The sequence below is a fragment of the Microbacterium terrisoli genome (assembly GCF_030866805.1).
Classification (GTDB): domain Bacteria; phylum Actinomycetota; class Actinomycetes; order Actinomycetales; family Microbacteriaceae; genus Microbacterium; species Microbacterium terrisoli.
In genome coordinates, this window is the sequence record NZ_CP133019.1 from 3,082,409 (window position 1) to 3,108,705 (window position 26,297).

General features: G+C 70.0%; 25 protein-coding genes and 1 riboswitch. Of the genes, 9 read left to right on the forward strand and 16 right to left on the reverse strand.

What is annotated here, in order from left to right:
- Positions 1–24 precede the first annotated feature (24 nt).
- Both QU603_RS13940 and QU603_RS13945 read right to left on the reverse strand, forming a co-directional pair.
- Positions 25–1,551, reverse strand: coding sequence for an MmgE/PrpD family protein (locus QU603_RS13940; protein WP_308491975.1), 1,527 nt, complete (start codon positions 1,549–1,551; stop codon positions 25–27).
- Positions 1,548–2,258: a GntR family transcriptional regulator gene (locus QU603_RS13945; RefSeq protein ID WP_308491976.1), complete on the reverse strand. Its 711-nt coding sequence runs from the start codon at positions 2,256–2,258 to the stop codon at positions 1,548–1,550. The genes QU603_RS13940 and QU603_RS13945 overlap by 4 nt, the downstream gene beginning before the upstream one ends.
- Positions 2,259–2,395: 137 nt before the next feature.
- Here QU603_RS13945 and QU603_RS13950 point away from each other — a divergent pair, with 137 nt between their 5' ends.
- The 4 genes from QU603_RS13950 to QU603_RS13965 all read left to right on the forward strand — a co-directional run bounded on the left by QU603_RS13950 (position 2,396) and on the right by QU603_RS13965 (position 6,372).
- Complete coding sequence (locus QU603_RS13950) at positions 2,396–3,250, forward strand: hypothetical protein (RefSeq protein WP_308491977.1); 855 nt, start codon at positions 2,396–2,398, stop codon at positions 3,248–3,250.
- Positions 3,251–3,325: 75 nt separating this feature from the next.
- Positions 3,326–4,267, forward strand: coding sequence for an ABC transporter ATP-binding protein (locus tag QU603_RS13955; RefSeq protein WP_308491978.1), 942 nt, complete (start codon positions 3,326–3,328; stop codon positions 4,265–4,267).
- Positions 4,264–5,883, forward strand: coding sequence for an ABC transporter permease (locus QU603_RS13960; RefSeq protein ID WP_308491979.1), 1,620 nt, complete (start codon positions 4,264–4,266; stop codon positions 5,881–5,883). The genes QU603_RS13955 and QU603_RS13960 overlap by 4 nt, the downstream gene beginning before the upstream one ends.
- Positions 5,884–5,907: 24 nt before the next feature.
- Positions 5,908–6,372, forward strand: coding sequence for a GbsR/MarR family transcriptional regulator (locus tag QU603_RS13965; RefSeq protein ID WP_308491980.1), 465 nt, complete (start codon positions 5,908–5,910; stop codon positions 6,370–6,372).
- Between the two features lie 239 nt (positions 6,373–6,611).
- Here the strand turns inward: QU603_RS13965 and QU603_RS13970 are convergent, their stop codons facing one another.
- From QU603_RS13970 to QU603_RS13995, 6 genes are all read right to left on the reverse strand, one after another.
- Positions 6,612–8,678: an ABC transporter ATP-binding protein gene (locus QU603_RS13970; RefSeq protein WP_308491981.1), complete on the reverse strand. Its 2,067-nt coding sequence runs from the start codon at positions 8,676–8,678 to the stop codon at positions 6,612–6,614.
- The gene (locus QU603_RS13975; RefSeq protein WP_308491982.1) at positions 8,675–10,402 is read right to left on the reverse strand and encodes an ABC transporter ATP-binding protein; all 1,728 of its coding nucleotides are present in this window, start codon (positions 10,400–10,402) and stop codon (positions 8,675–8,677) included. The genes QU603_RS13970 and QU603_RS13975 overlap by 4 nt, the downstream gene beginning before the upstream one ends.
- A 67-nt stretch (positions 10,403–10,469) precedes the next feature.
- A complete protein-coding gene (locus QU603_RS13980) occupies positions 10,470–10,937 on the reverse strand; it encodes an NUDIX hydrolase (protein WP_308491983.1) in 468 nt (155 codons plus the stop codon).
- 14 nt (positions 10,938–10,951) lie between these two features.
- Positions 10,952–11,962 (reverse strand): aldo/keto reductase family protein, encoded by a 1,011-nt coding sequence (locus QU603_RS13985; protein ID WP_308491984.1) that lies wholly within the window; start codon positions 11,960–11,962, stop codon positions 10,952–10,954.
- Positions 11,963–12,203: 241 nt separating this feature from the next.
- Positions 12,204–13,442, reverse strand: coding sequence for a dual-specificity RNA methyltransferase RlmN (gene rlmN / locus QU603_RS13990; protein ID WP_308491985.1), 1,239 nt, complete (start codon positions 13,440–13,442; stop codon positions 12,204–12,206).
- A gap of 50 nt (positions 13,443–13,492) precedes the next feature.
- Complete coding sequence (locus tag QU603_RS13995; RefSeq protein WP_308494033.1) at positions 13,493–14,248, reverse strand: sulfite exporter TauE/SafE family protein; 756 nt, start codon at positions 14,246–14,248, stop codon at positions 13,493–13,495.
- Positions 14,249–14,331: 83 nt separating this feature from the next.
- Between QU603_RS13995 and QU603_RS14000 the strand changes: the two genes are divergently transcribed.
- Entirely contained in the window at positions 14,332–14,904 is a 573-nt protein-coding gene (locus QU603_RS14000; RefSeq protein WP_308491986.1) for a phosphorylase family protein, read from the forward strand.
- Entirely contained in the window at positions 14,904–15,758 is an 855-nt protein-coding gene (locus tag QU603_RS14005) for an HAD-IIB family hydrolase (RefSeq protein WP_308491987.1), read from the forward strand. The genes QU603_RS14000 and QU603_RS14005 overlap by 1 nt, the downstream gene beginning before the upstream one ends.
- Before the next feature lie 16 nt (positions 15,759–15,774).
- On the opposite strand, the gene QU603_RS14010 is transcribed toward QU603_RS14005, so the two are convergent.
- From QU603_RS14010 to QU603_RS14020, 3 genes are read right to left on the reverse strand one after another with little or no spacing between them, the layout of a single operon-like run.
- Positions 15,775–16,614 (reverse strand): SDR family oxidoreductase, encoded by an 840-nt coding sequence (locus QU603_RS14010; RefSeq protein ID WP_308491988.1) that lies wholly within the window; start codon positions 16,612–16,614, stop codon positions 15,775–15,777.
- 24 nt (positions 16,615–16,638) lie between these two features.
- Positions 16,639–17,400, reverse strand: coding sequence for an enoyl-CoA hydratase/isomerase family protein (locus QU603_RS14015; protein ID WP_308491989.1), 762 nt, complete (start codon positions 17,398–17,400; stop codon positions 16,639–16,641).
- Positions 17,397–18,158: an SDR family NAD(P)-dependent oxidoreductase gene (locus QU603_RS14020; RefSeq protein ID WP_308491990.1), complete on the reverse strand. Its 762-nt coding sequence runs from the start codon at positions 18,156–18,158 to the stop codon at positions 17,397–17,399. The genes QU603_RS14015 and QU603_RS14020 overlap by 4 nt, the downstream gene beginning before the upstream one ends.
- Positions 18,159–18,311: 153 nt before the next feature.
- Here QU603_RS14020 and QU603_RS14025 point away from each other — a divergent pair, with 153 nt between their 5' ends.
- On the forward strand, positions 18,312–18,659 hold the full coding sequence (locus tag QU603_RS14025) for a DUF488 domain-containing protein (RefSeq protein WP_308491991.1): 348 nt from the start codon (positions 18,312–18,314) through the stop codon (positions 18,657–18,659).
- Positions 18,660–18,764: 105 nt separating this feature from the next.
- Here the strand turns inward: QU603_RS14025 and QU603_RS14030 are convergent, their stop codons facing one another.
- Positions 18,765–19,817 (reverse strand): HNH endonuclease family protein, encoded by a 1,053-nt coding sequence (locus QU603_RS14030; RefSeq protein WP_308491992.1) that lies wholly within the window; start codon positions 19,815–19,817, stop codon positions 18,765–18,767.
- A gap of 188 nt (positions 19,818–20,005) precedes the next feature.
- On the opposite strand from QU603_RS14030, the gene QU603_RS14035 reads away from it, so the two are divergent.
- Positions 20,006–20,731: a phosphotransferase gene (locus QU603_RS14035; protein WP_308491993.1), complete on the forward strand. Its 726-nt coding sequence runs from the start codon at positions 20,006–20,008 to the stop codon at positions 20,729–20,731.
- A 139-nt stretch (positions 20,732–20,870) separates the two neighbouring features.
- On the opposite strand, the gene QU603_RS14040 is transcribed toward QU603_RS14035, so the two are convergent.
- The 3 genes from QU603_RS14040 to QU603_RS14050 all read right to left on the reverse strand — a co-directional run bounded on the left by QU603_RS14040 (position 20,871) and on the right by QU603_RS14050 (position 23,780).
- Positions 20,871–21,680: an energy-coupling factor transporter transmembrane component T family protein gene (locus QU603_RS14040; protein ID WP_308491994.1), complete on the reverse strand. Its 810-nt coding sequence runs from the start codon at positions 21,678–21,680 to the stop codon at positions 20,871–20,873.
- On the reverse strand, positions 21,677–23,143 hold the full coding sequence (locus QU603_RS14045) for an ABC transporter ATP-binding protein (protein WP_308491995.1): 1,467 nt from the start codon (positions 23,141–23,143) through the stop codon (positions 21,677–21,679). Before QU603_RS14045 ends, QU603_RS14040 begins: the two co-directional genes overlap by 4 nt.
- A gap of 1 nt (position 23,144) precedes the next feature.
- The gene (locus QU603_RS14050) at positions 23,145–23,780 is read right to left on the reverse strand and encodes an ECF transporter S component (RefSeq protein ID WP_308491996.1); all 636 of its coding nucleotides are present in this window, start codon (positions 23,778–23,780) and stop codon (positions 23,145–23,147) included.
- A riboswitch (TPP riboswitch) is annotated at positions 23,773–23,881 on the reverse strand. (Overlaps the previous gene by 8 nt.)
- A 33-nt stretch (positions 23,882–23,914) precedes the next feature.
- On the opposite strand from QU603_RS14050, the gene QU603_RS14055 reads away from it, so the two are divergent.
- On the forward strand, positions 23,915–25,294 hold the full coding sequence (locus QU603_RS14055; RefSeq protein ID WP_308491997.1) for a D-alanyl-D-alanine carboxypeptidase family protein: 1,380 nt from the start codon (positions 23,915–23,917) through the stop codon (positions 25,292–25,294).
- Positions 25,295–25,298: 4 nt separating this feature from the next.
- Here QU603_RS14055 and QU603_RS14060 read toward each other — a convergent pair whose 3' ends face one another.
- Positions 25,299–26,228 (reverse strand): DnaJ domain-containing protein, encoded by a 930-nt coding sequence (locus QU603_RS14060; RefSeq protein WP_308491998.1) that lies wholly within the window; start codon positions 26,226–26,228, stop codon positions 25,299–25,301.
- Between the last annotated feature and the right edge of the window lie 69 nt (positions 26,229–26,297).

Here is a 26,297-nt window from a genome sequence, read left to right on the forward strand (position 1 = left end):
TCGGGGTCCGACGTCCGACCGGCATCAGAACAGCCCCTTCGGGGCGGGCGCGGCCGCCAGCACACCGATCTTGGCGACGATCGAGAGCTGCTTGACCTCGTCGGCCGACAGCTCGGGCAGGCGCTGGGCCAGATCGAGGAACCGCTCGATCTCTTCGGGCTCGAGCACCGGCTCGGCCAGCATCCGGAACTTGCGGATGTAGTCCGAGCGTTCGAACGGCCGCGCCCCGAGCGGGTGCGCGTCGGCGACGGCGATCTCCTCGACGATGCGCCCGCCGTCGGCGAAGGTGATCTCGACGCGGCCGCCGAACGCCTTCTCGTTCGGGTCTTCGGAATGGTAGCGGCGCGTCCACTCCTCGTCTTCGGCGGTGGTGACCTTGTGCCACAGCGCGACGGTGTCCTCACGCTGCGCGCGCTCGGGCAGGTACGAATCGACGTGGTGCCACGTGCCGTCCTGGAGCGCGACCGTGAAGATGTACGGGATCGAGTGGTCCAGCGTCTCGCGCGACGCCTGCGGGTCGTACTTCTGCGGGTCGTTCGCACCCGAACCGATCACGTAGTGCGTGTGGTGGCTCGTGTGCAGCACGACCGAGGCGACGTTGTCGGGTGAGAACGCGTCGGGGTGCTCGTTGTGCAGCTTTCGGGCCAGGTCGATCCAGGCCTGCGCCTGGTACTCGGCCGAGTGCTCCTTCGTGAACGAGTCGAGTATCGCCCGCTTCGCCTCTCCCGGCGCCGGCAGCGGCACGTCGTACGAGGCGTCGGGGCCGTCGAGCAGCCAGGCGATCACGCCGTCTTCGCCCTCGTAGATCGGCGACGGGCTGGTCTCGCCGCGCATCGCCCGGTCGACGGCCTCAACGGCCATCTTGCCGGCGAAGGCGGGGGCGTGGGCCTTCCAGCTCGAGATCTCGCCCTTGCGCGACTGACGCGTGGCCGTGGTGGTGTGCAGCGCCTGGCCGACGGCCTGGTAGATCGTCTCGACGGGCAGGTCGAGCAGGGTTCCGATGCCGGCGGCAGCCGACGGGCCCAGGTGCGCGACGTGATCGATCTTGTGCTTGTGCAGGCTGATCGCGCGGGCCAGGTCGATCTGGACCTCGTAGCCGGTCGCGATCGCCCGGGCGAGGGCCGCACCGTCTTTGCCGGCGTGTTGGGCGACTGCGACGATCGGCGGGATGTTGTCGCCCGGGTGCGAGTACTCCGCCGCCAGGAACGTGTCGTGGTAGTCGAGCTCGCGCACGGCGACGCCGTTGGCCCATGCGGCCCATTCGGGACTCGTGTGCCGCTCGAGCGGGCAGCCGAACACCGTCGAGCCGTCGCCCGAGATCGACACGGCGTGGTCGAGGGCCTGCTGGCGTGCCGCGCTCACGGGCGCACGAGTGAGGGATGCCGCAGCCACGGCGGCGTTGTCGATGATGCGGTTGATGATCATCGCGACGACGTCTTCGTCGAGGGGGATCGGATCGGCGGCGACTTCGGCGATCTTCCAGGCGAGCTGGCCCTCGCGGGGCAGGTCCTCGTCGCTGCGGTGGACGCGGACGTGGTGTGTGACGGTCATGCTGCTCCTTCTCGAGAGTTCGTCGGTTGCGACCGGGGAGGCCGAGCCGACATGCCGGAGGCGACCGAGACGGGTCGCGTACCCTCGATCGAGTCGAGGATGCTCTCCAGCGCGTTGTACAGATGCAGGTGTGTGGCGTGGGCGGCGCGCTCGGCGTCACCGTCGGCGATCGCACGGGCGATGGCGCGATGCTCGGCGACGGCGGCCGACAGCCGGCCGGGACTCTCCCGCGCGAGGCGTCGCACGCGCACCAAGTGTGTGCGGATGGTGCGCAGCGCCGAGGTCAGATAGTCGTTGGATGCCGAAGCATCCAGCTCTGCGTCGAACCGGGAGAACAGGTCGTCGTGCGTGGGGGTGGACTCCACGTCGTCCAGGCGCAGTCGCTCGAAGCCGTCGGCGAGCGCGGCGAAGGCCGCGGCATCCCCCCGCTGCGCAGCCAGACGCGCGGCGGTCTCTTCCAGTGCGCGGCGCACCTCGAACAGTTCGCGGATGTCGTCGGCGTCGATCTCACTGACGACGGTCACCCGCGGCGACTGCTGCACGACCAGGCCGTCGGCGGCGAGGCGCCCGAGCGCTTCGCGCAGCGGCGTGCGGCTCACACCGAGCCGGGCGGCCTGCTCGACCTCGCCGAGCACGGCACCCGGGGCGAGCGCCCCCGACTGGATCTCGTCGAGCAGCCTCCGGTAAGCCCGATCACTCGCACGCATGGACACCCCCGTTCCGTGGTCTACGCTTAGTGTATACATACGTAACGCTTGAAGGCCAATTGCATGGGCAAAGCCGATGCGTCGGTATACATTCGTGCGCTCCGGCCCATCTCAGCCAGCCCCGCTACGCTTCGACGATGAGCGATGCGACACCCCACCCGACCGGTGACAGCGCCCCAGCGATGGACGAACTCACCGTGGCTGCCCCATCCGAGGCCGCGCCGCAGGGCACGGCTCGGACACAGGTCGTCGTCACGCTCGGGGTCGGGCTCGCCACGTTCGTGGCCGGCTCCATGCTGCACGCCTTCATCGCCACCGGCGAGGTCATCGGCGTGGCCACCATCGCCGGATACCTGCTGAGCCCGGCGATCCTCGCCTGGCTCGTGGCGCTTCTGGTGCTGGCGACTCTGGTGCGCCGCATGGCGGCGACGGCCATCGCCTGGTTCGCGATCGGGGCGGCAGCGCTGATCGGCCTGGTCGGCGGCGCCCTGGTGACCGGCGGCGCCTTCGCCCTTGGGCCGGTGCCCATCCTCCCGATCTGGTACGCCTCGGGACTCACCGGCGCCGCGATCGTCGGAGCGCTCGCCGGGATCGTCTATCGTCGGCGCGACCCGCGGCGGCGCACCGGCTGGTTCGCGGCGGCCCTCGTGTGCCTGGCGGCCGGCGCGACACTGGCACTCGCCCTGCCGATGCTGTCTTTCAGCGTGTACTTCTCGCTCGATGGACCGCAGATGCCCACGGTCGACGAGATCCACCGCTACGAGTTCGCCGCGCTGGGCTCACTCAGTCTGCTGGCGGTAGCGGCCGTGCTCGCATTGATCGGGCGTCGCCGGGGCATGGCCGCGCTGGCCGGCGCGGCTCTCGTGCTGGCACTCGGCGCGGCGCTCGCCTTCCCAATCCCGCAGGGGCGGTTCACGCCGCACGAGCAGGCGCCGGCGCTCGAGAACACGCACGTCTGCTTCGGCACGTCGGGCGACTGCCCCGGTGGCTGACGGCCGAAGACAAGAATCGGCATCCCGCACCGCACGTGTTCACAAATTTGTGAAATGCGTGTACGCTCGCGTCTCATGACCACAGTGATCGACACTCGCGACCTGCACAAGCACTACGGTCGCGTCCACGCCCTGGACGGCCTGCACCTGACGGTCCAGACCGGTCAGGTGCACGGTTTTCTCGGCCCGAACGGTGCAGGCAAGACCACCACGATCCGCATCCTGCTGGGCCTGGCGCGCAAGACCGGCGGTGAGGCATCCGTGTTCGCGATGGACCCGTGGACCGATGCCGTCGCGATCCACCGCCGCACGGCGTACGTGCCGGGCGACGTCAGCGTCTGGCCGAACCTGTCGGGTGGCGAGGCCATCGACCTTCTCGCCCGGCTGCGCGGCGCCGCCCACCGCGACCGCGCCTACCGTGCCGAACGCGACCGGCTGACCGAGGAGTTCCAGTTCGACCCGCGCAAGAAGGGCCGCAGCTACTCGAAGGGCAACCGGCAGAAGGTCGCGCTCATCGCCGCGTTCGCCGTACCGGCCGACCTGTACATCCTCGACGAGCCGACCAGCGGCCTGGACCCCCTGATGTCGGTGATCTTCCATCGCGAAGTGCAGCGGGTGAAGGATGCCGGAGCCACCGTGCTGCTGTCCAGCCACATCCTCTCCGAGGTCGAGCAGCTCTGCGACCGGGTCTCGATCATCCGCAGCGGAAGGATCGTCGACTCCGGCACGCTGTCGGAACTGCGCCACCTCACGCGCACCGAAGTGTCCTTCGTCGCCGACGGCCTCACGCCCGACCGGCTGGCGACCATCCCCGGTGCCCACGACGCGGGCGTCCACGAGGGTCGAGCGCGGTTCACGATCGACAGCGACCACATCTCACAGGCGCTGCCGGCCGTCGCAGCGATCGGCGCCGAAGGTCTGCGCATCTCGCCGCCTTCGCTCGAAGAACTGTTCCTGCGACACTACGGCGACGACACGGAAGGTCTCGAGACAGCCGAACAGGGGCAGAGCCGATGAGGCGGCTTTTCGCGCTGCTGCGCCAGCGGCTGCGTCGCGACGCACTGCAGGTGCCGCTGTGGACCATCAGCACCGCTCTCATGGCGTACGCCGGCTATGCCGGGGTCACCCAGTCGTATTCGACGGTCGCCGACCGGCAGAACATCTTGGCCGCCGCCCTGGCCAACCCGGTGATCCTGATGTTCCGGGGTCTGCCGGCGGGCACGAGTGAGGGGGCGTTCCTCGCGTTCGAGGTGCTGCCGTGGCTGGCGATCCTCGCCGCCCTCATGTCCGCATTCCTCGCCGTGCGGCACACGCGCGCCGACGAGGAGGCGGGGCGGGCCGAGCTGCTGTCGGCGACCCCGGCCGGCCGCACGATGCCCACAGTGGCCACGATCGTGCACGGGGTGCTCGCGAACGTCGTGCTGGCGGTGCTGTCGGCTCTCGCGCTCGTGTCCACGGGCCTGGATCCGGCGGGATCATGGGTGACCGGCGCCGCCGCCGGGGCCACCGGCCTCGCGTTCCTCGGAATCGGCCTGATCGCCGCCCAGCTGATGCGCACCTCGCGCGGCGCGAACTCCCTGACGATCTGGGTGCTCGTGGCGACGTTTCTGCTGCGCGGCATCGGCAACGCCGCAGGAACACCCAGCGACGACCTCACGCATACGAGCAGCGCGTGGATCGCGTGGATCTCACCGTTCTCCTGGGCCGAGCAATCTCGTCCGTTCGACGCGGACAACGCCGCGCCGATCGTGCTGGCGGCAGCGGTGGGACTCGTTCTGGCCGTCGCCGCGACCTGGCTGCAGTCGGTGCGCGACATCGGTGCGAGCTTCTTCGCCGGCAGGCAGGGCAGGGCGCATGCGCGGCCGGCTCTGTCCGGCGCGCACGCGCTGGTGTGGCGGCTCGCGTCGGGCTCGATCATCGGGTGGGCCGTGGGCGGGGCGATCGTGGGCATTCTCGCCACGACCCTCGGGGGTCTCGTCGACCAGATCTCGGGCGACAACCCCGCCGTCGCGCAGATCCTCGAGAAGCTCGCACAGGGCGGTTCGCTCGAAGAGTCGGTCGTGACGATCTTCTTCACGATGCTCGGCATCGTCGCCGCGTGCTGCGCTGTGCAGACCCTCGTGCGTGCGCGACAAGAAGAAGCACACGGCACCGCAGAGCCGGTGCTGGCCACCACGGTGGGCCGGGTGCGGTGGCTCGCGGACTACCTGCTGGTGGCGACCTTCGCCGTCGTCATCGTGGTGGCATCTGCCGTCGTGGCGGCCTTCGTGGGCATCGCGGCGCAGGGCGGCGGGTCGGAGCTGTACCGCGCATCACTGATCACCGGGGCGGGCGAGTTCGTCGCCGCCTCGGTGTTCACGGTGATCACGGCGCTGATCTTCGTGCTGCTGCCACGGGCCACGATCGGTCTGGGCTGGGCGCTCGTGCTGGTCGCGACGATGCTCGGCATGTTCGGACCGCTGTTCGGCATGCCCGAGTGGACCACCAGGCTCTCGCCGTTCGGGGTGACCCCGGTGATCGAGGGCGGGCAGGTCGACGCGCGCGGGCTGTGGTGGCTCGTCGCGATCGTCGTGGTCGGGGCTGCGGCATCCCTCCTCTTGCAGCGCCGCCGCCCGCTTGCCGCCGATGGATGACCCGGCACCGATAGATTCGAACGGATGAGTGAGCACCGCGCGATCGAGGCCGCTGAGCAGGCCGCTTCGGTGATGAGCGTGGCCGGCATGCCCCGCATGCCGGCCCGCGTGCTCATGGCGCTGCTGGCCGCCCCCGCAGAGGGCTACACGGCAGCCGACCTGCGGGACCGGCTGGGGGTCAGCGCGGCCGCCGTGTCGGGAGCGGTACGCTACCTCGAGACGCTGCACTTCATCCGCCGGCGGTCGCTGCCCGGGCACCGGCGCGAGCGCTACGAGATGGTCTCGGACTCGTGGTTCGGGGTGATGACCGCGAATGCGCCCGTCTACCTACGACTGGCGGATCTGATCGACACGATCCACGCCGAGCAGGAAGACTCGGATGCTGCGGCCCACGCGACCGAGATGTCGGCGTTCCTGCGGTTCATGGCGCGACGGATGCCGGAGCTCGTCGAGGAGTGGGAAGCGGAGCGCGCCGCGCTCGAGGGGTGACAGTGCGACGCACCACAGCGCGAACCGCTGCGCAGCTTCGACACCTTCAGAATCAGCATTCACCCTCCTGTTCACACAACGGCCTGCAGGAAGGGACTCGTGGCCCGCTGCCGCCACGCTGACCCGAAGCCCTCTCACGGCTGTGTGAACGGGAAGTTCAATACGGTTTTCGAGGCATTGCCGCTCTTGCCGACCGGCCCTTCGTCTCGCTGAACTGAGACGAAGGGCCGGTCGGTGAATCAAGCCGGCGTCTCGTCCGCCGCCGCCACGACCGGGACGGACGCCGTCGCCGCCGTGACAGCCTCTTCGAGGTCGATGTCGGCCGCGGCCTGCTCGAACTGCGACTGGTAGAGCCGCCAGTACGCGCCTTCGCGGGCGATGAGCTCGTCGTGCGTGCCCTTCTCGACGATGTCGCCGTGCTCCATCACCAGGATGAGGTCGGCATCGCGGATCGTCGACAGCCGGTGCGCGATCACGAACGAGGTGCGCCCGGCGCGCAGTGCCGCCATGGCGTGCTGCAGCAGCAGCTCGGTGCGCGTGTCGACGGACGAGGTCGCCTCGTCGAGGATGAGCACCGACGGCTGCGCCACGAAGGCACGGGCGATCGTGATCAGCTGCTTCTCGCCGGCCGACACGTTCGAGGCGTCCTCGTCGAGCATGGTGTCGTACCCGTCGGGCAGCGAGTGCACGAAGCGGTCCACGCGCGTCGCGGACGCGGCATCCACGATCTCATCGTCGGTCGCCGACTGCCGCCCGTAGCGGATGTTCTCTCGGATCGTGTCGGCGAACAGCCACGGGTCCTGCAGCACCATGCCGGTGCGGCCTCGCACGTCGTCGCGGGTCAATTCAGACGTGTCCTGCCCGTCGAGCAGGACGCGCCCGCCGTCCAGTTCGTAGAACCGCATCAGCAGATTCACGAGAGTCGTCTTGCCGGCGCCGGTGGGACCCACGATCGCCACGGTCTGCCCGGGCTCGACCCGGAAGGACAGATCCCGGATCAGTGGCTGGGTCGGGTCATAGGAGAACTCCACGTTCTCGAATTCGATGACCCCGCGGCCGGGCACCAGCTCGGGCGCGTCGTCGGCGTCGGGCTGCTGCTCATCGGCATCGAGCAGGTCGAACACCCGCTCCGCCGAAGCCGTGCCCGACTGCACGACCGCGGCCATGCCGCCGAGCTCCGACAGGGGCTGGGTGAACTGCTGCGAGTACTGGATGAACGCCTGCACGTCACCCAGGCGCAGGTTTCCCGAGGCGACCATGAGGCCGCCCAGCACCGCGATGCCGACATAGGTCAGGCTGCCGATGAACATCATGCCGGGCATGATGATGCCCGACAGGAACTGCGCCTTGAAGGATGCCTCGAACAGCTCGTCGTTGTCTTTGGCGAACTGCGCACGCGAGTCCTTCTCCCGGCCGAAGACCTGCACGAGCGCATGGCCCGAGAACGACTCCTCGACCCGGGCGTTCAAGCGACCGACCTTGCGCCACTGCACGCTGAACGCCTTCTGCGACTTCGGCCCGATGACGCCGAAGATCACCGCCATCAGCGGCAGCGAGACCAGCGCCACCAGCGCCAGCTGCCACGAGATCGAGAACATCATGACCAGCACGCCGATGACGGTCAGCACGCTGGTCAGCGCTCCCGACAGCGACTGCTGCATGGTCTGGGTGATGTTGTCGATGTCGTTCGTGACGCGCGAGATCAGCTCTCCGCGCTGCACCTTGTCGAAGTACGACAGGGGCAGGCGGTTCAGTTTCGCCTCGACGTCTTCGCGCAGCTGCCACATCGTGCGCACCATGATCACGTTGATCACATAGCCCTGCAGCCAGCTCAGCAGTGCCGCGACGACGTAGATGGCCAGCACCCCGATGATCACCCAGCGCAGGCGATCGAAGTCGACGCCTTCACCGACATGGAAGTCGTCCATGGCCGACACGATGTTCGCGATGTCGTTCTGACCGCCCTGACGCAGTCCCGCCACGACCTGCGCCTGCGTGGCACCGGCCGGGAAGAAAGAGGCCAGGGACAGCGAGACGACGCCCTCGAAGATGATGTTCGTGGCCTGCCCGAGCACCTTCGGCGCGATGACGGCCAGCACGACGCCGACCGCTCCGGCCAGCGACACCAGCGAGAAGCCGATCCAGTGGGGCCTCAGCAGCCCCACCATCCGGCCGAAGCTCTGACCGAAGTTCGCGGCCTTGCCCGGGGCGACCCCGCCGCTCCAGTCGTCGGCGTTCAGTCGCGCCTGTTCGGCGAGCTCTTCTTCGAGGCGTTCCTCCTCGGTGAGCATGTCGGGCGCGCTCATGCGTGCACCCCCAGCTGCGAGTCGACGATCTCTTTGTAGGTGGTACAGGTGACCAGCAGGTCGTCGTGTGCGCCGACCCCGACCACCCGACCGTCATCGAGCACGACGATGCGATCGGCATCGGTGATGGTCGAGACGCGCTGCGCGACCACGATCTTGGTCACGTCGGGCATGTGCTTCCACAGCGCCTGGCGCAGCCGCGCATCGGTGGACAGGTCCAGCGCCGAGAACGAGTCGTCGAAGACGAGGATGTCGGGCTGATGCACGATCGCGCGCGCGATCGCGAGCCGCTGGCGCTGCCCGCCCGACACGTTCGTGCCGCCCTGTGCGATGCGCGAGGCCAGGCCGCCCTCCTTCTCGGCGACGAAGTCGCGCGCCTGGGCGATCTCCAGCGCCTCCCACAGGTCGGCATCGGTGGCCTCCTCACGCCCGAACCGCAGGTTCGAGGCGATGGTGCCGGTGAACAGGAACGGCCGCTGCGGCACGAGGCCGATGCCCTTCCACATCATGTCGAGGTCGGCCTCGCGCACATCGACGCCGGCCACGCGCACGGCGCCCGAGGTCACGTCGAACAGGCGCGGGATCATCGAGACGAGCGTCGTCTTGCCCGATCCGGTCGATCCGACGATCGCGACCGTCTCGCCCGGCTCGGCACGGAACGACACGTTCTGCAGCACCGGTGCCTCGGCGCCCGGATACGTGAACGTCACGTCGTCGAACTCCACCGCACCGGGGCGAGAGAAGTCGCTCACCGGGCTGTCGGGACGTGCCAGCGAGGTGTCGGCATCCAGCACCTCGCCGATGCGGTCCGCCGAGACCGCCGCACGCGGGATCATCATCGTCATGAAGCTGGCCATCAGCACGCCCATGAGGATCTGACCGACGTACTGCATGAAGGCGAACAGCGTGCCGATCTGCACCGAGCCGTCGTTGACGGCGATGCCGCCGAACCAGATCACGCCGACGACGGTGACGTTCAGCACGAGCATCGCCATCGGGAACAGCAGCACGAACAGCGACCCGACGTTGCGTCCGACGATCATGATGTCGGTGTTGGCCTCGCGGAACCGGCCCTCTTCGATGCGCTCGCGGACGAACGCGCGCACGACGCGCACGCCGGTCAGCTGTTCGCGCATGATGCGGTTGACCGCGTCGAGCTTGGTCTGGTAGCGGCGGAACAGCGGCACCATGCGGCTGATGACGATGATCGCCACGATCAGCAGGGTCGGCACCGACACGGCGATCAGCCAGCTGAGCCCGACGTTCTGCTGCAGCGCCATGATGACGCCGCCGATCGCCAGCAGCGGCGCGGTGACGAGCATGGTGGCGCCCATCATCGCGAGCATCTGCACCTGCTGCACGTCGTTCGTGTTGCGGGTGATCAGCGATCCCGGTCCGAACGCGGAGATCTCACGCTCGGAGAAATCGCTGACGCGGTCGTACACATCGCGGCGGATGTCGCGGCCCACCGCCATGGCCGCGCGGGCGGCGAAGTACGTGGCGACGATGGATGCCACGATCTGGCCGAGGGAGATCAGCAGCATGAACGCACCATGCGACCAGATGAAGGCGGTGTCGCCGTTGGCGACGCCCAGGTCGATGATGTCGGCATTCAGCCGGGGCAGGTAGAGCTGGGCCATCGCCGAGGCGAACTGGAAGACCAGAACGCCCAGCAGCAGCCAGCGGTATTTTTTGAGGTAGCGGACGAGGATTTTCGCAAGCACAAGCGACTCCAGGGGGATCGCGCGAATGCGCGGACCTTCTAGCTTGCCATAGGCCACCGACGCTGCGCTATACGGAGTTCACCAGCGCATCGAGCGCGGGGCGCTGACCCTTCACCAGACGCGGGCGCGCGGCCTCCACCGGCATCCATTCGGCGCGGTCGACCTCGGCGAACTCGGCTCGCCTCCCCGACCGCGGAGGCCACTCCATCTCGAACGTGCCGTAGGAGAAGGAGGATGACGCGAACCCCACGCCGTCGGCGGCGAAGACCGTGACCTTCTTGCCCGACGAGTACGCCCACGTGCCCAGCTCGACGTACGGCCCGGCGGGCGGATCGACACCGAGCTCTTCACGGAACTCGCGGGTCGCGGCATCCATCGCCGTTTCGACCGCGGGATCGAACTCGCCCTTCGGAATCGACCATGCCGCCTCGTCCTTGCGCGCCCAGAACGGCCCGCCCATGTGCGCGATCAGAACCTCGAGGCCGCCTGCATCACCGCGACGGTGCAGCAGCAGTCCCGCGCTCGTCGTGACCACGGCAGCCCCCGGGGTCAGGGCCGCGTCTTGGGCGAGACGTCGTACGTGTTCGCCGGGTCGCGCACGACGACATCGCCCAGAGCCGCGTCGATCGCTGCCAGGACGTCGCCGTCGAGCTTCACGCCCGATGCCGCGACGTTCGAGGCGATCTGCTCGGGGCGGGATGCCCCGACCAGAGCCGAGGCGACGTTCGGGTTCTGCAGCACCCACGCGATGGCCAGCTGCGGCATCGTCAGGCCGAGGTCTGCGGCGATGGGCTTGAGGTTCTGCACCGCGGCGAGCACGTCATCGCGCAGCAGGCGCTTGATGAACTGGGCGCCGCTCTTCTCATCGGTCGCCCGTGATCCGGCAGGCACCGGCTGGCCCGGCAGGTACTTGCCGCTGAGCACGCCCTGCGCCATCGGCGACCAGACGACCTGCGACAGACCGAGCTCGGTGCTGGTGGGGACGACCTTCTCTTCGATCACGCGCCACAGCATCGAGTACTGCGGCTGGTTCGACACGAACGGCACGTGCAGCTCTTTCGCGAGGCCTGCCGCATCGCGCAGCTGCTCGGCGGTCCACTCGCTCACGCCGATGTAGAGGGCCTTGCCCTGTCGCACGACGTCGGCGAAGGCCTGCATGGTCTCTTCCAGCGGCGTCTCGTAGTCGTAGCGGTGCGCCTGGTACAGGTCGACGTAGTCGACCCCGAGGCGGCGCAGCGACCCGTCGATGCCCTCGCGGATGTGCTTGCGCGACAGCCCGGCGTCGTTCGGCCCCTTCGGGCCGATCGGCCAGTAGACCTTCGTGAAGATCTCCAGCCCCTCGCGGCGTCGTCCTGCCAGAGCCTTGCCCAGCACGACCTCGGCGGCCGTGTTCGCATACGTGTCGGCGGTGTCGAATGTCGTGATGCCGGCATCCAGCGCCGCATGCACGGTGGCGATCGCGGCGGAATCGTCCACCTGCGATGCGTGCGTCACCCAGTTGCCGTAGGTGATCTCCGAAACCTTCAGTCCGCTGTTGCCGAGGTGGCGATATTCGACCATCCCTCAACGCTACTCGTGCCGGACCGGGTGCGATGACACAGCCGGCGGCGGGGCCGGCTGTGTCGGCACGCTCGGCGACCACGATGCCGATGATCGCGGCCATGAGGCCATCGGAGCCGAAGCGCCCCGGGCCGATGGTGTTCAGTCGGCACTTGTGACCATTCGCCACAGGAAGAGCGGTCACAGCTGCCGACTGAAAGTCGGCAACCCGAGAAGCACACGGGCGGGACGCGGGGTCCGCTCAGACCTCGGCGGGGGTCCCCTCGGCCGCCTGCTGGTCGGCTTCGGTGGCCACCAGCTGGCCGCACGCGCCGTCGATGTCCTTTCCGCGGGTGTCGCGGATCGTGGTCGGGATGCCGTGGGCTTCGAGTCGGCGCACGAATTCGTCCTGCGCGGCCCGGGTGGATGCCGTCCACACCGACCCGGGGGTCGGGTTCAGCGGAATCGGGTTGACGTGCACCCAGCCGCGCCCGCGCGCGTTGAGCTTCTCGCCGAGCAGGTCGGCGCGCCAGCCGTGGTCGTTCATGTCCTTGATCAGGGCGTATTCGATCGAGACTCGGCGACCGGTCTTCTCGAAGTACTCCCGCGCGGCGTCCAGTGCCTCATCGACCTTCCAGCGGGAGTTGACCGGGATCATCTCGTCGCGCAGCTCGTCGTCGGGCGCGTGCAGCGAGAGCGCGAAGGTGACCGGGATGCCCTCGGCGGACAGCTTGCGGATGGCCGGCACCAGCCCGACCGTCGAGATCGTGATGCCGCGCGCGCTCATGCCCAGGCCGTGCTTCTTGTCGACCATGACGCGCACCGCCTGCATGACGCGTGCATAGTTGGCCAGCGGCTCGCCCATGCCCATGAACACGATGTTCGAGACCCGCTCGCCCTCGTGCCCGAACTCGCGCGGATCGCCCAGCTGGCCCTCGGCGATCACCCGGTTGGCGCGCACCACCTGCGCCACGATCTCGGCGGCCGACATGTTGCGGGTCAGCCCCGCCTGGCCGGTCGCGCAGAACGGACAGTTCATGCCGCAGCCGGCCTGGCTCGACACGCACAGCGTGATGCGGCCCGGGTAGCGCATCAGCACGGACTCGACCAGCGCCCCGCCGTGCAGCTTCCAGAGGAACTTGATGGTGTCGCCGCGGTCGGTCTGCAGCCGGCGCACCTCGGTCAGCAGCGGCGGCAGCATGCCGTGCACGAACTCTTCGCGCCCGTCGGCGGGCAGATCGGTCATCGCGGCCGGGTCGTGCGTACCGTGCACGAAGTAGTGCTTCTCCAGCTGGGCGGCACGGAAGCCGGGCATGCCGAGCTCGGTCACCTTCTCGATTCGCTGCTCGTGCGTGAGGTCGGCCAGGTGCACGGGCGGCTTGCCCCGCCTGGGGCTGGCGAACTGCAGCAGCGGCCGGCCCTCGGCATCCTTCTTCTGCGTCCACCCCTCGGTCTTGGGCCGCACCTGGGTGCGCAGGGGAGTCTCGGGCGTGGCGGTCATGTGTCCAGATTAGGCGAGACGCCTGCGCGGATGCTGGTGGGGCGCCGAGTTCACACGAGCAGGTAGAGCGAGCCGACCACCGTCAGCGCGATGATGATCCGGTCGAACAGCTTCTGGCTGATGCGCCCCGCGATCAGTCGACCGCCGAAGGCGGCAGCCACCACGACCGGGATGAGCACCGCGTTCACCAGGAGCCCTGACGGCGTGATCAGGCCGAGGCCGATGGAGAACGGCAGCTTGGTGATGTTGACGATCGCGAAGAACCAGGCCGAGGTGCCCAGGAACGCCTTGACCGGAAAGCGTGCGGCCAGGAAGTACATCGACATCACCGGCCCGGCGGCGTTGGCCACCATCGTGGTGAATCCGGCGAGACTGCCGTAGGTGGCTGCGGCGACCCGATGCGAACCGGCGTCGCCGGGAACCGGCTCCCGCCGGGCCCGCCGTGCCCGCCGCCAGAGACTGACCGCCACCACCGTCAGCAGCAGGAGCCCGATCATCCGGCGCACCCAGGCATCGGAGGCGAAGGCGAGGAACACCGCGCCGCCGACGAGCCCCACGATCACGGCGGGCGCCAGTCGGATCAGGGTGCGGGTGTCGGCGTGCCGGCGGTATGCCCACAGCGCGAAGACGTCGCCGACGATCAGCAGCACCAGGATCGTGCCGGTGGACTGCTTGGCCGGCAGCACGGCGGCGAACAGAGCCACCGCCAGGGTCGCCGCCCCCGGCAGCGCCGCTTTGGACAGCCCGATCACGGCCGCCCCGACCGCGAGCGCGAGCCACGCCAGCACGGACAGGTCAGGCAGCATCACCCGCTCACGCTACCGAAGCGACGCGAGGGTCTGAGCCGCGACCCGATCTGATCCTTACGGGTGCCTGGAAGAATGGGCGAGTGAGACTTCTCGTCGCGGCACTGGATGCCGAACTCGTGGCTTTTCCCGCTGACCTGCCCGGCTTCGACCGGCTCGTGACCGGCCCCGGCAAGCTGCAGGCCACGTTCGCCCTGACGCGTGCCCTCGATGCCAAGAGCTACGAGGAGGTCCTGGTGGTCGGCACGGCCGGGGCCATCGACCCGGCATTGGAGCCTGCGGTGTACGACATCGACGCGGCGATCCAGCACGACGTCACCGACATCGACGGTGTGGTCGGGCAGCACGTATCGCTGCCGGCGCGGGTGACGGTCGCCGGCGCATCGCCGTCGGCGAGCGCGGTCACGATCGCGACGGGCGACCACTTCGTCGACGGCGCCGAAGCCGTGCAGGCGATCCTGCCGCTGGGTGCACGCCTGGTCGACATGGAGACCTACGCCTACGCGTGGGTCGCCGCGCAGTTCGGCGTGCCGATCCGCGTGCTCAAAGCGGTCTCGGACCGCGCGCAGGACGACGCGATCACGGACTGGCGCGCCGCCGTCGCCGCCTGCAGCGCGCAGCTGCGCGACACCGTGCGCGCCGACTACGGCGTCTGATGGCCACGCCGGCACCCCGCGTCGTCTTCCTCGACATCGACGGCACGCTGGTCGATCACGCGCAGCACCTGCCCGACTCGGCCGTGGCCGCCGTCCGGGGCGCCCGCGCGGCCGGGCACCGGGTGTATCTGTGCACCGGGCGGGCGCGTGCGAGCATCCTGCCGCACGTGCTGCAGGTCGGCTTCGACGGCGTGATCTCCGCCGGCGGTGGATTCATCGAGTCCGACGGGGCGCTGCTGATCTCCCGCGCGATGGCGCCCGCCGACGTCCAGACCCTGGTCTCGTTCTTCACGGCGCACGATCTCGAGTACACGCTGCAGGCGTTCGATGACGCCTACCCGAGCGCGGGGCTGCTCGCGCGCATGAGGCCGATCCTGCAGCGCGAGAGCCCCGATCCGCGGCTGGCCGCGGCATCCGCCCAGCGCCTCGTCCGGCTCACGACCGCCTTCACGTACCGCGGCGCCGCGCCCACCGACACGATCGCGAAGGCGACGTTCCTGGGGCGGGATGCCTCGGCCTACCGCCTCGTGCGCGACGGACTGGGCGAGCGGTTCCATGTGATCACCGGGTCGATCCCCTATCTCGACTCCTCCGGCGGCGAGGTGAGCCTGCGCGGCATGAACAAGGGCACCTCGATCACACTGCTGCTCGAGCGGCTCGGCGTGCCCGTCTCGTCGTCGATCGCGATCGGCGACAGCATGAACGACATCGAGATGCTGCAGACGGTCGGGGTCGGCATTGCGATGGGGGATGCCGCAGCCGACGTGCGCGCGATCGCCGACGAGGTCACGGGGACGGTCGCCGAGGACGGAGTGTGGGCCGCGTTCGCCCGGCACGGACTCCTCGGTCGTTGAGCGAGGACGCGCTCGGTCAGTCCAGGAAGATGTCGGGGAACAGTGCCTCGTCGGGGGTTCCCGGCACGGCGGCATAGCCCGACAGGTCTGTGACCCCGGCCGCTGCCAGCACGTCTTCGACGATCAGCGACCGGCCCGTGTATGCGCGCGAAGGCTGCGTGATCACCTGGTAGGCCGCGTCAGCGTAGATCTCGGGAGTGCGGCTGACCTTCATCATCCGGTCCCCGCCCAGGGCGAACTGCACGGCGGCGGTGGCGATCGTGGTGCGCGGCCACAGAGTGTTGGCGGCGATCCCCCGATCGGCGAACTCGGCGGCAAGGCCGAGCGTCGCCATCGTCATGCCGTACTTGGCCAGCGTGTACCCGGTGTGCGCACCCAGCCAGCGCGCAGTGATGTTCAGCGGCGGCGAGAGCGAGAGGATGTGCGGGTTGGCGGCATCCGACAGCTGCGGCAGGGCAGCACGCGAGAGCATGAATGTGCCGCGCACGTTGACATCCTGCATGAGGTCGTACTTCTTGGCGGCCAGCTCCAGCGAGCCCGACAGATCGATCACGCTCGCGTTGTTGATCACGATGTCGATGCCGCCGAACTCACCGCGCGTGGTCAGCACCGCGCCGGACACGTCGCTGTCGTTGCGCACATCGCCGACGATCGGCAGGGCGTTGCCACCGGCGGCGCGGATCTGCTCGGCGGCGGTGTGCACCGTGCCCTCGAGCTTCGGATGCGGCGTGTCGGTCTTGGCCAGCAGTGCGATGTTGGCGCCGTCGCGCGCGGCCCGCAGGGCGATCGCCAGGCCGATGCCGCGGCTGCCGCCGGACATCAGGATCGTCTTGCCTGCCAGGAGTTTGTCGGTCATGTCGGTCCTCTGGAGTGGAGAGCGTCAGCGCTTCTGGGTGAATGCGCGGATGCGTGCCTGCGCTTCGGGGGTGTCGAAGGCGGCGCCGATGGATCGGGCCTCTTCGCTCAACTGCTCGGCGAACGTGCGGCTGCGCTGCGAGCGGACCAGCCGCTTGGCCTGACCGTACGCGCCGCGGGCGCCCGACAGCCAGAAGTGCGCGATCTCTTCGGCGCGCAGTCCGACGGCGTCGGGGGCCGTGACCTCGGCGACCAGACCCCACTCGAGCGCCTCGGCGGCCGAGAGCATGCGGTCCTGCAGCACGAGCTGCAGCGCACGCCGTTCGCCCACCGCACGGGACAGCTGCGCCGAGACCGACAGGTCGGGGGTCAGGCCGACGTTGGCGTACAGGCTGCCGATCTGCGAGTCCTCGCCGACGACGGCGTAGTCGCTGGCCATCAGAATGCCGAGGCCTCCGCCGGCGGTCGTGCCGTGGGCTGCGGCGACCACCGGAACCGCCGATTCGACCAGGGCGCGGATGCCGGAGTTGATGACTTCGGCCAGCGAGGTGATGTCGGCGCCTGAGCCCATCTTCTCGGCCATGTCGCGCACGTCGCCGCCGGCGCAGAACGAGCGGCCCGCGGCATCCACGATGATCGCCCCGACGTCGTCACGAGTGGTCGCCTCGCGGGCGATGTCGGCCCAGGTCCGCGCCGAATCGGCGTTGAAGGCGTTGAGCCGCTCGGGACGGTTCAACGTGATGCGGGCAAGGCCGTCGGTGACCGAGAAGAGGATCGGGTCGGTCATTTCGGCGCCATCCGGATCGCCCCGTCGAGGCGGATCGTCTCACCGTTGAGGTAGCCGTTGTCGATGATCGACAGGGCCAGGCTCGCGTACTCGTCGGGCGTGCCCAGCCGCGCCGGATAGGGCACCTGCTGGCCGAGCGAGGCCTGCGCGGCCTCGGGCAGACCTGCGAGCATCGGGGTCTCCATGATGCCGGGGGCGATCGTGCACACCCGGATGCCGTAGCGGGCGAGTTCGCGGGCGATGGGCAGCGTCATCGAGTGGATGCCGCCCTTGCTGGCCGAATACGCCGGCTGGCCGATCTGACCGTCGAACGCCGCGACGCTTGCGGTGTTGACGATCACTCCGCGGTCGCCGCCGGCGGTCGGGTCGGTCTTGCTCATCACGGCCGATGCCTGTGCGATGACGTTGTAGGTGCCGATCAGGTTCACCTGGATGATCTTGACGAATGCGGCCAACGGCGACGGGTTGCCCTCGCGGTTGAGGACCTTCGCCGGCGGCGCGATGCCGGCGCAATTGATCACGACCCGCAGCGGGCCGGCCGTGGCGGCGACCTGCACGGCGGCGGCGACCTGCTCGGGGTCGGTGACGTCAGCGGGGGCGAAAGCGCCGCCCAGTTCGGCTGCGACCTGCTCGCCCGCCGAGGCCGGCAGGTCCACGATCGTGACGTGGGCGCCGGCGGCGGCCAGGCGCCGGGCGGTAGCACGTCCCAGTCCGCTTGCGCCACCGGTGACGAGGGCGGATGCTCCCGTGATCTCCATGCGTTCTCCTTCGAACCCGCCGGCAGGACCGGCTTCGACATTCCGGCTGCGCCGGCTTCGACATTGAGTGCCAGCATACGCGGGACTCGGTGCCAGCTTGTGCGTCATCGGCACCTGTGCCCAGAGTAGCCCGGGCGGGTGTTGACTGGGAGCATGGAGATTCGGGTGAAGCGCGTCTACGACGAGCCGGCCGCATCCGACGGGTTCCGCGTGCTGGTGGACCGGTTGTGGCCGCGCGGGCTGTCGAAGGAGAAGGCCGACATCGACCTGTGGGACAAGGACGTCGCCCCCAGCGGCGAACTGCGCAAGGCGTTCCATCACAAAGACCTGCCGCACGACGAGTTCGAGAAGGCCTACACGGCTGAGCTGGCCGACAACCAGGCCGCCCTGGCATCGCTGCGCGAGCAGATCGCCGGGCACGACGTGGTCACACTGCTGTTCAGCTCACACGACGAGCAGCACACCCACGCCGGGCTGCTGCGCGACGCGCTTCAGGGCTGAGCCCGCGCCGGGTCGGGTCGGGTTCGGTCGAGTCAACGCGAGCGTGCGGCGGATGTCTGCGCACCGCGGCGAGGTGGTGCGTGCAGCGGGTGGTGTGCGACCGACTCAGGCAGCCCGCCAGCGCGCACGGGTGGTACCCGCTTTGATCGAGCAGGTCATCGGCGTTCCCTTCACCGTGACGCCGGTCGCCCCGACCGGACTGCAGAACGCCCCGGGATGCACGACCTTCGGACTGGCCGGTGCCGACGTGGCCGGCGCCGACGTGGCTGGTGCCGACGTGACCGGCGCCGGGACGGGTGCGGTGCCCACCGCATCCGGCATCAGCGCGATCGTGCCCGCGGTGGCCGGTTTCTGCGCCGGGCAGGTCTGCAGGATCCGGGTCATGGCGTCGCGCTCGGGCGCGGTCACCCACAGGCGGTACTTCGCCTTGACCGTGATCTGACGTGCGACGTAGGAGCACCGATAGCCCTTGGCAGGCGGCAGCCAGGTCGCGGCATCCCCTGCGCTCTTCTGCTCATTGACCCGGCCCGTCACCGCGAGAAGGTTCAGCGGATCGTTGGCCAGCTCTTCGCGCTGGACCTGGCTCAGCTGCTGCGCGCCCTTCTGCCACGCGTCCATCAGGGCCACGACGTGGTCGATCTGAACGGCGTTGGACGTGCCGCGTCCGCGCTGGAACGTGACCGTGGTCCCTGTGTACGGATCGTGCAGTGTGCCGGTGAGCACAAGGCAGCCGTGCGTGCCGGCCTTGATCGTGACGTGCGTCAGGTCACGGCGCAGGATGTCGTTTCGGGTGTCGCAGCCGTTGCGGTCGACGTCCTTCCACGCCTGCCCGAACACGACGGGCCGGTCATAGCCGGTCTTGGGTGCGCGGCCCTTCACCGGCAGCGTCTGCAGCAGCGCCAGGGCGGTTCCCGTCGTCGCCGGCGGTCGCGCCGACGGGGTGCGCACCGGCGTCGGCGTGGCAGTGGATGCCGTCGGCATGGCGGTGGGCGTCGCACCGGCGCTCTGCGTGCTCGACGAGGCTTCTGCGAGCCTCGACGGCGCCGTTCCCGGTGCGCCCGAACCCGTATTGGCGACGCCGATGGCCAGCGCCACGGCGAACACGCCGACACCCACCCAGACGACAGGACGCCGCCAGAACCGCTTCTTCACAGTCACCCCGGGGCGCCTGCGCACCCGCCGTTCCCCGGCTCGGATCCCAGCACCCGAACCACCACCGATATTCTCCCGCATCCAGGGTCGGATGTCGCACCACATGCGGTTCCCCCACATGCACAGTTTGTGCGTTCTCGACGGGCCGGCCTCCCCGGAAGCACCCGCCGCCGGCACCCGGCAGGATGGAACCCGTGAGCATTCCCCTCGCCCCGGTGCCGGTCCCCGCGGCCGTGCGCGCGCTCGCGCGCGGCGCGCAGCTCGAGCCGGTGTGGCGCAACGAGCTGGGCGGCATCACCTTCCGCACCGGCGACAGACGCTACATCAAGTGGGGGCCGCGGCATCCCGAACTCGATGTCGCCGCCGAGGCCGAACGGCTGGCGTGGGCCGCGCGGTTCACGCCGGTGCCGCGCGTGCTCGACGTCGGCGGCGACTCGACCCACACGTGGCTCGTGACCGCCGCGATCGACGGGCGCTCTGCGGTCGACCCGCGCTGGATCGCCGACCCGGCCACGGCCGCGCGCGCGGTCGGACGGGGGCTTCGGGCCCTGCACGATGCCCTGCCTGTCGACGAGTGTCCGTTCGATTGGGGCGTCCAGCAGCGGATTCAGGATGCCACGGCCCGCGGCATCCTCGTCCCCGACGCGCTGCGCACTCCCCCGCCCGTCGACGTCCTCGTCGTGTGCCACGGCGACGCGTGCTGTCCGAACACGCTGCTCGACGACGCCGGCGAGCCGATCGCGCACGTCGACCTGGGCGGGCTGGGCCTGGCCGACCGCTGGGCGGACATCGCGGCGGCGTCCATGAGCACCGAGTGGAACTACGGTCCGGGCTGGGAGGACGCGCTCATCGAGGCATACGGCGTCGCCCCCGACCGCGAGCGCTTGGCGTACTACCGCGACCTGTGGAACGCGACGTGACCGAACTGTCGCGGCCCGCGGTGTGCACACGAGCGGGGATGTTCTCGACACGCCGGGGTGGGATGCTGGGGTGACGGCGTGTCGGCCACGATCCCCGCAGCTGTGCCCGGCGACCGCCGGGTCCGGTGCCGACCGGAGCTCAGGACCAGACGAAGCGGAACGTCCCGGCCCAGACGGCGGCGGCCAGTGCCACCGCAATGAGCAGCACGCCGCCGACCACGGCGACGGCATCGCGTGCGCTCAACGTCGACCGACGCGCCCACGTGCGCGTGCCGGGGGCGCCGAAGCCGCGGGCTTCCATCGCGGTGGCCAGCGTGGTCCCGCGGCGCACGGCGAACACGAGCAGCACGAACGCCATCGAGAAGAACCGCCGGATGACTCCGCGGTCGCCGACGCCGCGCGCGCGGCGCGCAAGCTGCATCGACCGCCAGTCCTCCAGGAACAGCCCGAGTGTGCGCGTGCCGGCCAGCACGCCGAGCACGAACCGCGTCGGCAGGTGCACGATCTGGGCGAGGGCGGCCGCAAGCTCGATCGGGTCGGTGCGCCCGAACAGCAGGATCGTCGGCAGCGCCAGGGCCAGCACGCGAAGGCTCACGGCGACGGCGAGCGCGATCGACGCATCGCTGATCGTGGCGTGCCAGAACGACCAATAGACCGTTCCGCCGGGATCGGCGTACAGCAGCATGCTGACGCCGGCGATCGGAGCCGCCAGCAGCACGGGCAGCAGCCGCAGCAGCACGGTGCGCAGTCTGATGCCGGTCAGCGGCACGCACAGCACCTGCAGGGCGACGGCGACCACGGCGCTGACGGGGTCGATCGAGGCCAGCAGCGGCACCGACAGGATCAGCGCCAGCAGCAGCTTCGTGGCCGGGTTGACACCGTCGAGCCAGGCCCGCGGTGCCTCGCCCCGTCTCTCGGCCGTCTTCGCGCGCTCGGTCACCGCACTCATCGGGCCACCGCCTCTGCGGCCGCCAGCTGCAGCCGCTGCCCGCCCAGGTGCCGGGCGACGGCCTCGTCATGGGTGACCGCCACGACGGCGGTGCCGCGTGCGATCTCGTCCTGCAGCAGCTGGACGAGCGAGATCCAGCCGCGGCGGTCCTGACCGAAGGTGGGCTCGTCGAGCACGACGACGCGGGGGCCGGTGGCCAGCACGGTCCCCACCGACAGACGGCGCTTCTGTCCGCCCGACAGCGTGAACGGGTTCGCACGGGCGAGGGCGTGCAGCCCGAGCCGTTCGAGCAGGTCGTCGACGACACCGGTCACGGCCGCGGCGCCGAACCCGAGCGCCCGCGGACCGACTGCCAGTTCGTCGCGCACGGTTTGGGTGAGGAACTGATGCTCGGGCTCTTGGAACACGGTGCCGATGCGGGTCAGCAGCTCACGCGAGCGCCATTGCGAAGGCCGTCGCCCGCGCGCGCCCGCCAGCGCGGCGGATGAGACCACCTCGCCGGCGAACTCCGGCAGCAGCCCGGCCAGCGTCAGCGCGAGCGTGGACTTGCCGATGCCGTTGGGCCCGGTGACGACGGTCGCAGCGCCCCCGGACACGTCGAACGTGAGATCACCGCGCACCGGTGTGCGTCGATCCCGCGACACCGCCAGCCGGCGCGCCGACAGCAGAGGCTGCGCGTCGGCCGGGGCCCCCGCCGCGAGCTCGGGCAGGTCGATACCGCGCCCCGGCACCCACACTCCCGCCGCGGCCAGCGCATCGCCCTGCGCGGCGAAGACCTCGTCCGGCGCGCCGTCGGCGAGCACTCCGCCGGCGGCGTCGAGCACGATCACGCGCGTCATCAGGCCCGCCCAGACCTCGGTGCGGTGCTCGATGACCACCAGTGTCGACCCGGTCGCCGCGACCGCGCGTGCCACGGCATCCCGCACCTCGCCGACGCCGGTCGGATCGAGATTGGCGGTCGGTTCGTCCATCAGCAGCACTCCGGGCCGCATGGCCAGCACCCCGGCGATCGCCAGCCGCTGCTTCTGCCCGCCCGACAGCTGAGCGGTAGCACGGTCCAGCGGCACGTCGAGCCCGACGTCATCGAGCGCCTCGGCGACGCGGGAGGGGATCTCGGATGCCGGCACCCCGAGGTTCTCGCACCCGAAGGCGACGTCGTCGCCCACCCGCGACAGCACGACCCCGGCATCCGGGTCCTGCAGCACGAGCCCCACTCGGCCGCGCTGGCTCTGCGCGGGTGCGCCGTCCACGAGCATGCGGCCGCTCAGCTCCCCCTCGTCGGCGCCGCCGAGCAGCCCCGCGATGCCCAGCAGCAGCGTCGACTTGCCGGCACCGGACGCCCCCAGCAGCAGCACCCGCTCGCCGGGTTCTATCGTGAACGTGACGTCACGGACGGCGGGTGCCTTGCGGCCGGCGTAGCGCCAGCCCCACCCCGTCGCCTCGACGCGCGCCGGACGGGTCACCTCAGACCTCTTCGCGCGCTTCCCGCCCGACCGCGAACCGGCTCAGAGCTCCCGTCGCGGCCAGCGCCCGCACCAGCATCCACCCCACGACTCCGGCCAGCACCACGGCCGAGATGAGGATCGTGCCCAGGTAGATCAGGTTGAACTCGACCGTCTTGAGGATGTTCGGCGACGTGCCGTAGAACAGTTCGAAGATCCAGGCGCCCAGCCCTGCACCGATGCCCGCGAGCACGGCCACCGGCAGGGTGAACCGACGATAGAAGAACAGCAGGAAGACGAGCTCCGCGCCCACCCCCTGGGCGATCCCTTCCAGAACGGTCGACACGCCCCAGACGTTGCCGATGAGCATCGACACGATCGCGGCGACCACCTCGACCAGCAGGGCGGCCCCGGGCTTTCGGATCACGAGCCCGCCGATGACCCCGCCGATCAGCCAGATGCCCACGGCGATGCCGCCGAGCCCCGGCGTCAACGCGTCGGCGGCTTCGAACCAGGCGTAGCCGATCGTGTTCCAGGCCCAGAAGATCAGGCCGACGGCGACACCGAGAACGGCGCCCACGACGATGTCGACGACGCGCCACTGAAAACGATGAGCGGATGTCGCGGCCTGAGGCTCTGCGGACACGGATGCGTGCATGATGACTCCTTCCTGCGCTGGCATGACCCAGATCAGGTTCGACGGTCGAAGCGTGGTCGCTTCCTCTCAGCCCGGCACACCGGACTCCCGTGGTGGTACCGCTCATTATAGGCAAGGTCCGATAGCGTGGACAGGTGATCTCTGCCGATGCGACGCCCGGCGGACCGACTCGACCTGCAGCGGGTACTGCGCAGGCTCTGAACTGGTGGGACGGCGCGTCGCCTACCACCACCGCGACCGCCTCTGCGACCGTCTCGAGCGACGTGTCCAGCACTGCGACTCCGCTGCTGAGCGATCGTCCGCGGCGCTCGCCACTGCGACCCGGCGTGCTCGTGCCGATCGGACTCGTGCTCGCGCTGCTGCTCGCGTACGGCGTGACGATGGGCGTGTGGCCGCTGACGGCCGTGGAGCCCACGCTGACGGCGAGTTCGGTGAGCGCTCCGGCCGCGCCGGCGGCATCCCTCACCTGGCCGAAGTCAGGTTTCGCCGCCGCTGCCGTCGAAGGCCTCGGAACCACGGTGGCCTCGGCCGACGACCCGGTCACGATGGCGAGCATCACCAAGGTCGTCACGGCCCTGGTCGTGCTCGACCGCATGCCGCTGCAGGTCGGGCAGAGCGGCCCGACGTACCGCTTCACCTACAGCGACCGCGCCGAGTACTGGCAGTTCCTGCGGCGCAACGAGTCGGCGCTGGACGTGCCGGCCGGCGGCACACTCACCCAGTATCAGCTGTTGGAGGGCATGCTGCTGGGCTCGGCCGGAAACTACGCCACACGCCTGGTCTACAACCTGTGGCCGAGCCCCCAGGCCTTCTCGTCGGCCGCAGAGCACTGGCTGGCCGCACACCAGATCTCAGGCATCTCGATCACCGACCCGACCGGCATCGACAGCGGCAACCGGGCGACGCCGGCGGCCCTCATCCGGCTCGCGCACGCCGCGATGGACAATCCGGTGATCGCCGAGATCGTCGCGAAGAAGTCGGTGAAGCTGCCCGGCGCCGGGCTCGTGGACAACACCAACAGCCTGATCGGCGACAAGGGAGTCGTGGGTCTGAAGACAGGAACCCTCGACGGCTACAACCTGCTGGTCAGCAAAGACGTGACCGTCGGTGACACGACGGTGCAGATCGACGCGGTGACCCTGCACCAGCCGAACGAGAAGACCCGCAACTCCACGGCCCGCGCACTGCTGGTGCAGGTCGAGAAGCAGCTCGCGGCCGCTCCCGTGCTGCCGGCCGGCACCACGGTGGGCGTCGTGCGCACCTCCTGGGGCGAGGCGGTGCCGGTCGTGACCTCCGCCGATGCACGCGTCGCCCTGTGGAACGGCGCCACGTCCACGGCGACGTCCGTCCTGAAGCTCGGCGATCAGCGCGCGAAGGGTGACGTGGTCGGGTCGCTGACGGCGAAAGGGCCGGTGGATGCCGCAACCGTGCAGGTGATCCTCACCCGAGACGTCGACGGCCCCGACCTGTGGTGGCGGCTGACCCACCCGGTCGAGCTGCTCGGCATCGGCTGAGCCGTCAGGCGAAGCGCAGCGACCGGTCCAGGCGGGTGCGCACGTCGAAGATCTCGTTGCCGCCGATCTCGGGTGCGCCGCTCACTCCGCGGCGCAGCACGTTCGCCAGTGCGCCGCGGGCCGCCAGCACCGTGCGCACGCCGCGCACCTTGCCGAGCTCCTCGACCGTCTGCACGACGTCGTCGTCGGGCAGGACGACGATCGCGCCGCCGAAGCGCACGTGGGCGGCGCGGGAGATCGTGCGGATGCCGGCGATCAGGTCTGCGATCGGCGCTCCGGCCACGGCATCCCCCACCAGCTCCCCGCGACGCACCCGAACCGGTCCGCCGAGGTCTTCGGAGAGGATGCCGTACAGGCCGCTGGGCGCGAGCACGACGTGATCGACCTTCTCGTCGGGCTGACGGCCGGCGGCCACATCGTGCCACACCGTGTAACCCATGCCGAGCTCGGCGACGATGCGCGCGGTGGCCTCTTCGGCCAGGGCGTCGGCAAGCAGGCGCCGGATCTCGATCGGTGCACGGCGCACGAGTGCGGGGTCGTAGGGGTCGGGCAGGTCGACGCCGCGACCTGCCCACTCGCGGATCAGAGTGAGGAACTGCTCCCGACGCCTGCCACCCGGTTGACCGTGGGAGCGAGCGCGCGGTCGGTTGTCGGGGCGCGCGGTGGAGGCTCGCCAGCCGCTCCACTGCGCGGGCCTCGTCGCCGAAGAATCCGCCTCGAAGCCGTGCCCGCGATCGTAAGCGGCGCGGGCGTCGGCCGTGCCGACCAGCGTCCAGGCCTGCTGCACCTGGATGAACACGGCCGCCTCGCCGCCGGTGTCGGGGTGGGTCTGGCGCAACCGCAGGCGATAGGCCTTGCGCAGCACCTCATCGTCGGCCGTGGGATCGACCCCGAGCACGTCGTATGCCGACGCCGACAGCGGACTGTCGAACACTGCGCCTCCTCTCACGCCGAAGCGGCCACCCCGGCCGGAACCAGGGTAGCCGCTTCGTGTTTCAGAGGC

Coding starts and splice junctions, on each gene's coding strand:
- QU603_RS13940 (WP_308491975.1), bottom strand. CDS start 1,551: ATGACCGTCACACACCACGTCCGCGTCCACCGCAGCGACGAGGACCTG.
- QU603_RS13995 (WP_308494033.1), bottom strand. CDS start 14,248: ATGCTGCCTGACCTGTCCGTGCTGGCGTGGCTCGCGCTCGCGGTCGGG.
- QU603_RS13955 (WP_308491978.1), top strand. CDS start 3,326: ATGACCACAGTGATCGACACTCGCGACCTGCACAAGCACTACGGTCGC.
- QU603_RS13950 (WP_308491977.1), top strand. CDS start 2,396: ATGAGCGATGCGACACCCCACCCGACCGGTGACAGCGCCCCAGCGATG.
- QU603_RS13965 (WP_308491980.1), top strand. CDS start 5,908: ATGAGTGAGCACCGCGCGATCGAGGCCGCTGAGCAGGCCGCTTCGGTG.
- QU603_RS14025 (WP_308491991.1), top strand. CDS start 18,312: ATGGAGATTCGGGTGAAGCGCGTCTACGACGAGCCGGCCGCATCCGAC.
- QU603_RS14050 (WP_308491996.1), bottom strand. CDS start 23,780: ATGCACGCATCCGTGTCCGCAGAGCCTCAGGCCGCGACATCCGCTCAT.
- QU603_RS13970 (WP_308491981.1), bottom strand. CDS start 8,678: ATGAGCGCGCCCGACATGCTCACCGAGGAGGAACGCCTCGAAGAAGAG.
- rlmN (WP_308491985.1), bottom strand. CDS start 13,442: ATGACCGCCACGCCCGAGACTCCCCTGCGCACCCAGGTGCGGCCCAAG.
- QU603_RS14040 (WP_308491994.1), bottom strand. CDS start 21,680: ATGAGTGCGGTGACCGAGCGCGCGAAGACGGCCGAGAGACGGGGCGAG.
- QU603_RS14020 (WP_308491990.1), bottom strand. CDS start 18,158: ATGGAGATCACGGGAGCATCCGCCCTCGTCACCGGTGGCGCAAGCGGA.
- QU603_RS13985 (WP_308491984.1), bottom strand. CDS start 11,962: ATGGTCGAATATCGCCACCTCGGCAACAGCGGACTGAAGGTTTCGGAG.
- QU603_RS14015 (WP_308491989.1), bottom strand. CDS start 17,400: ATGACCGACCCGATCCTCTTCTCGGTCACCGACGGCCTTGCCCGCATC.
- QU603_RS13960 (WP_308491979.1), top strand. CDS start 4,264: ATGAGGCGGCTTTTCGCGCTGCTGCGCCAGCGGCTGCGTCGCGACGCA.
- QU603_RS14010 (WP_308491988.1), bottom strand. CDS start 16,614: ATGACCGACAAACTCCTGGCAGGCAAGACGATCCTGATGTCCGGCGGC.
- QU603_RS13945 (WP_308491976.1), bottom strand. CDS start 2,258: ATGCGTGCGAGTGATCGGGCTTACCGGAGGCTGCTCGACGAGATCCAG.
- QU603_RS14005 (WP_308491987.1), top strand. CDS start 14,904: ATGGCCACGCCGGCACCCCGCGTCGTCTTCCTCGACATCGACGGCACG.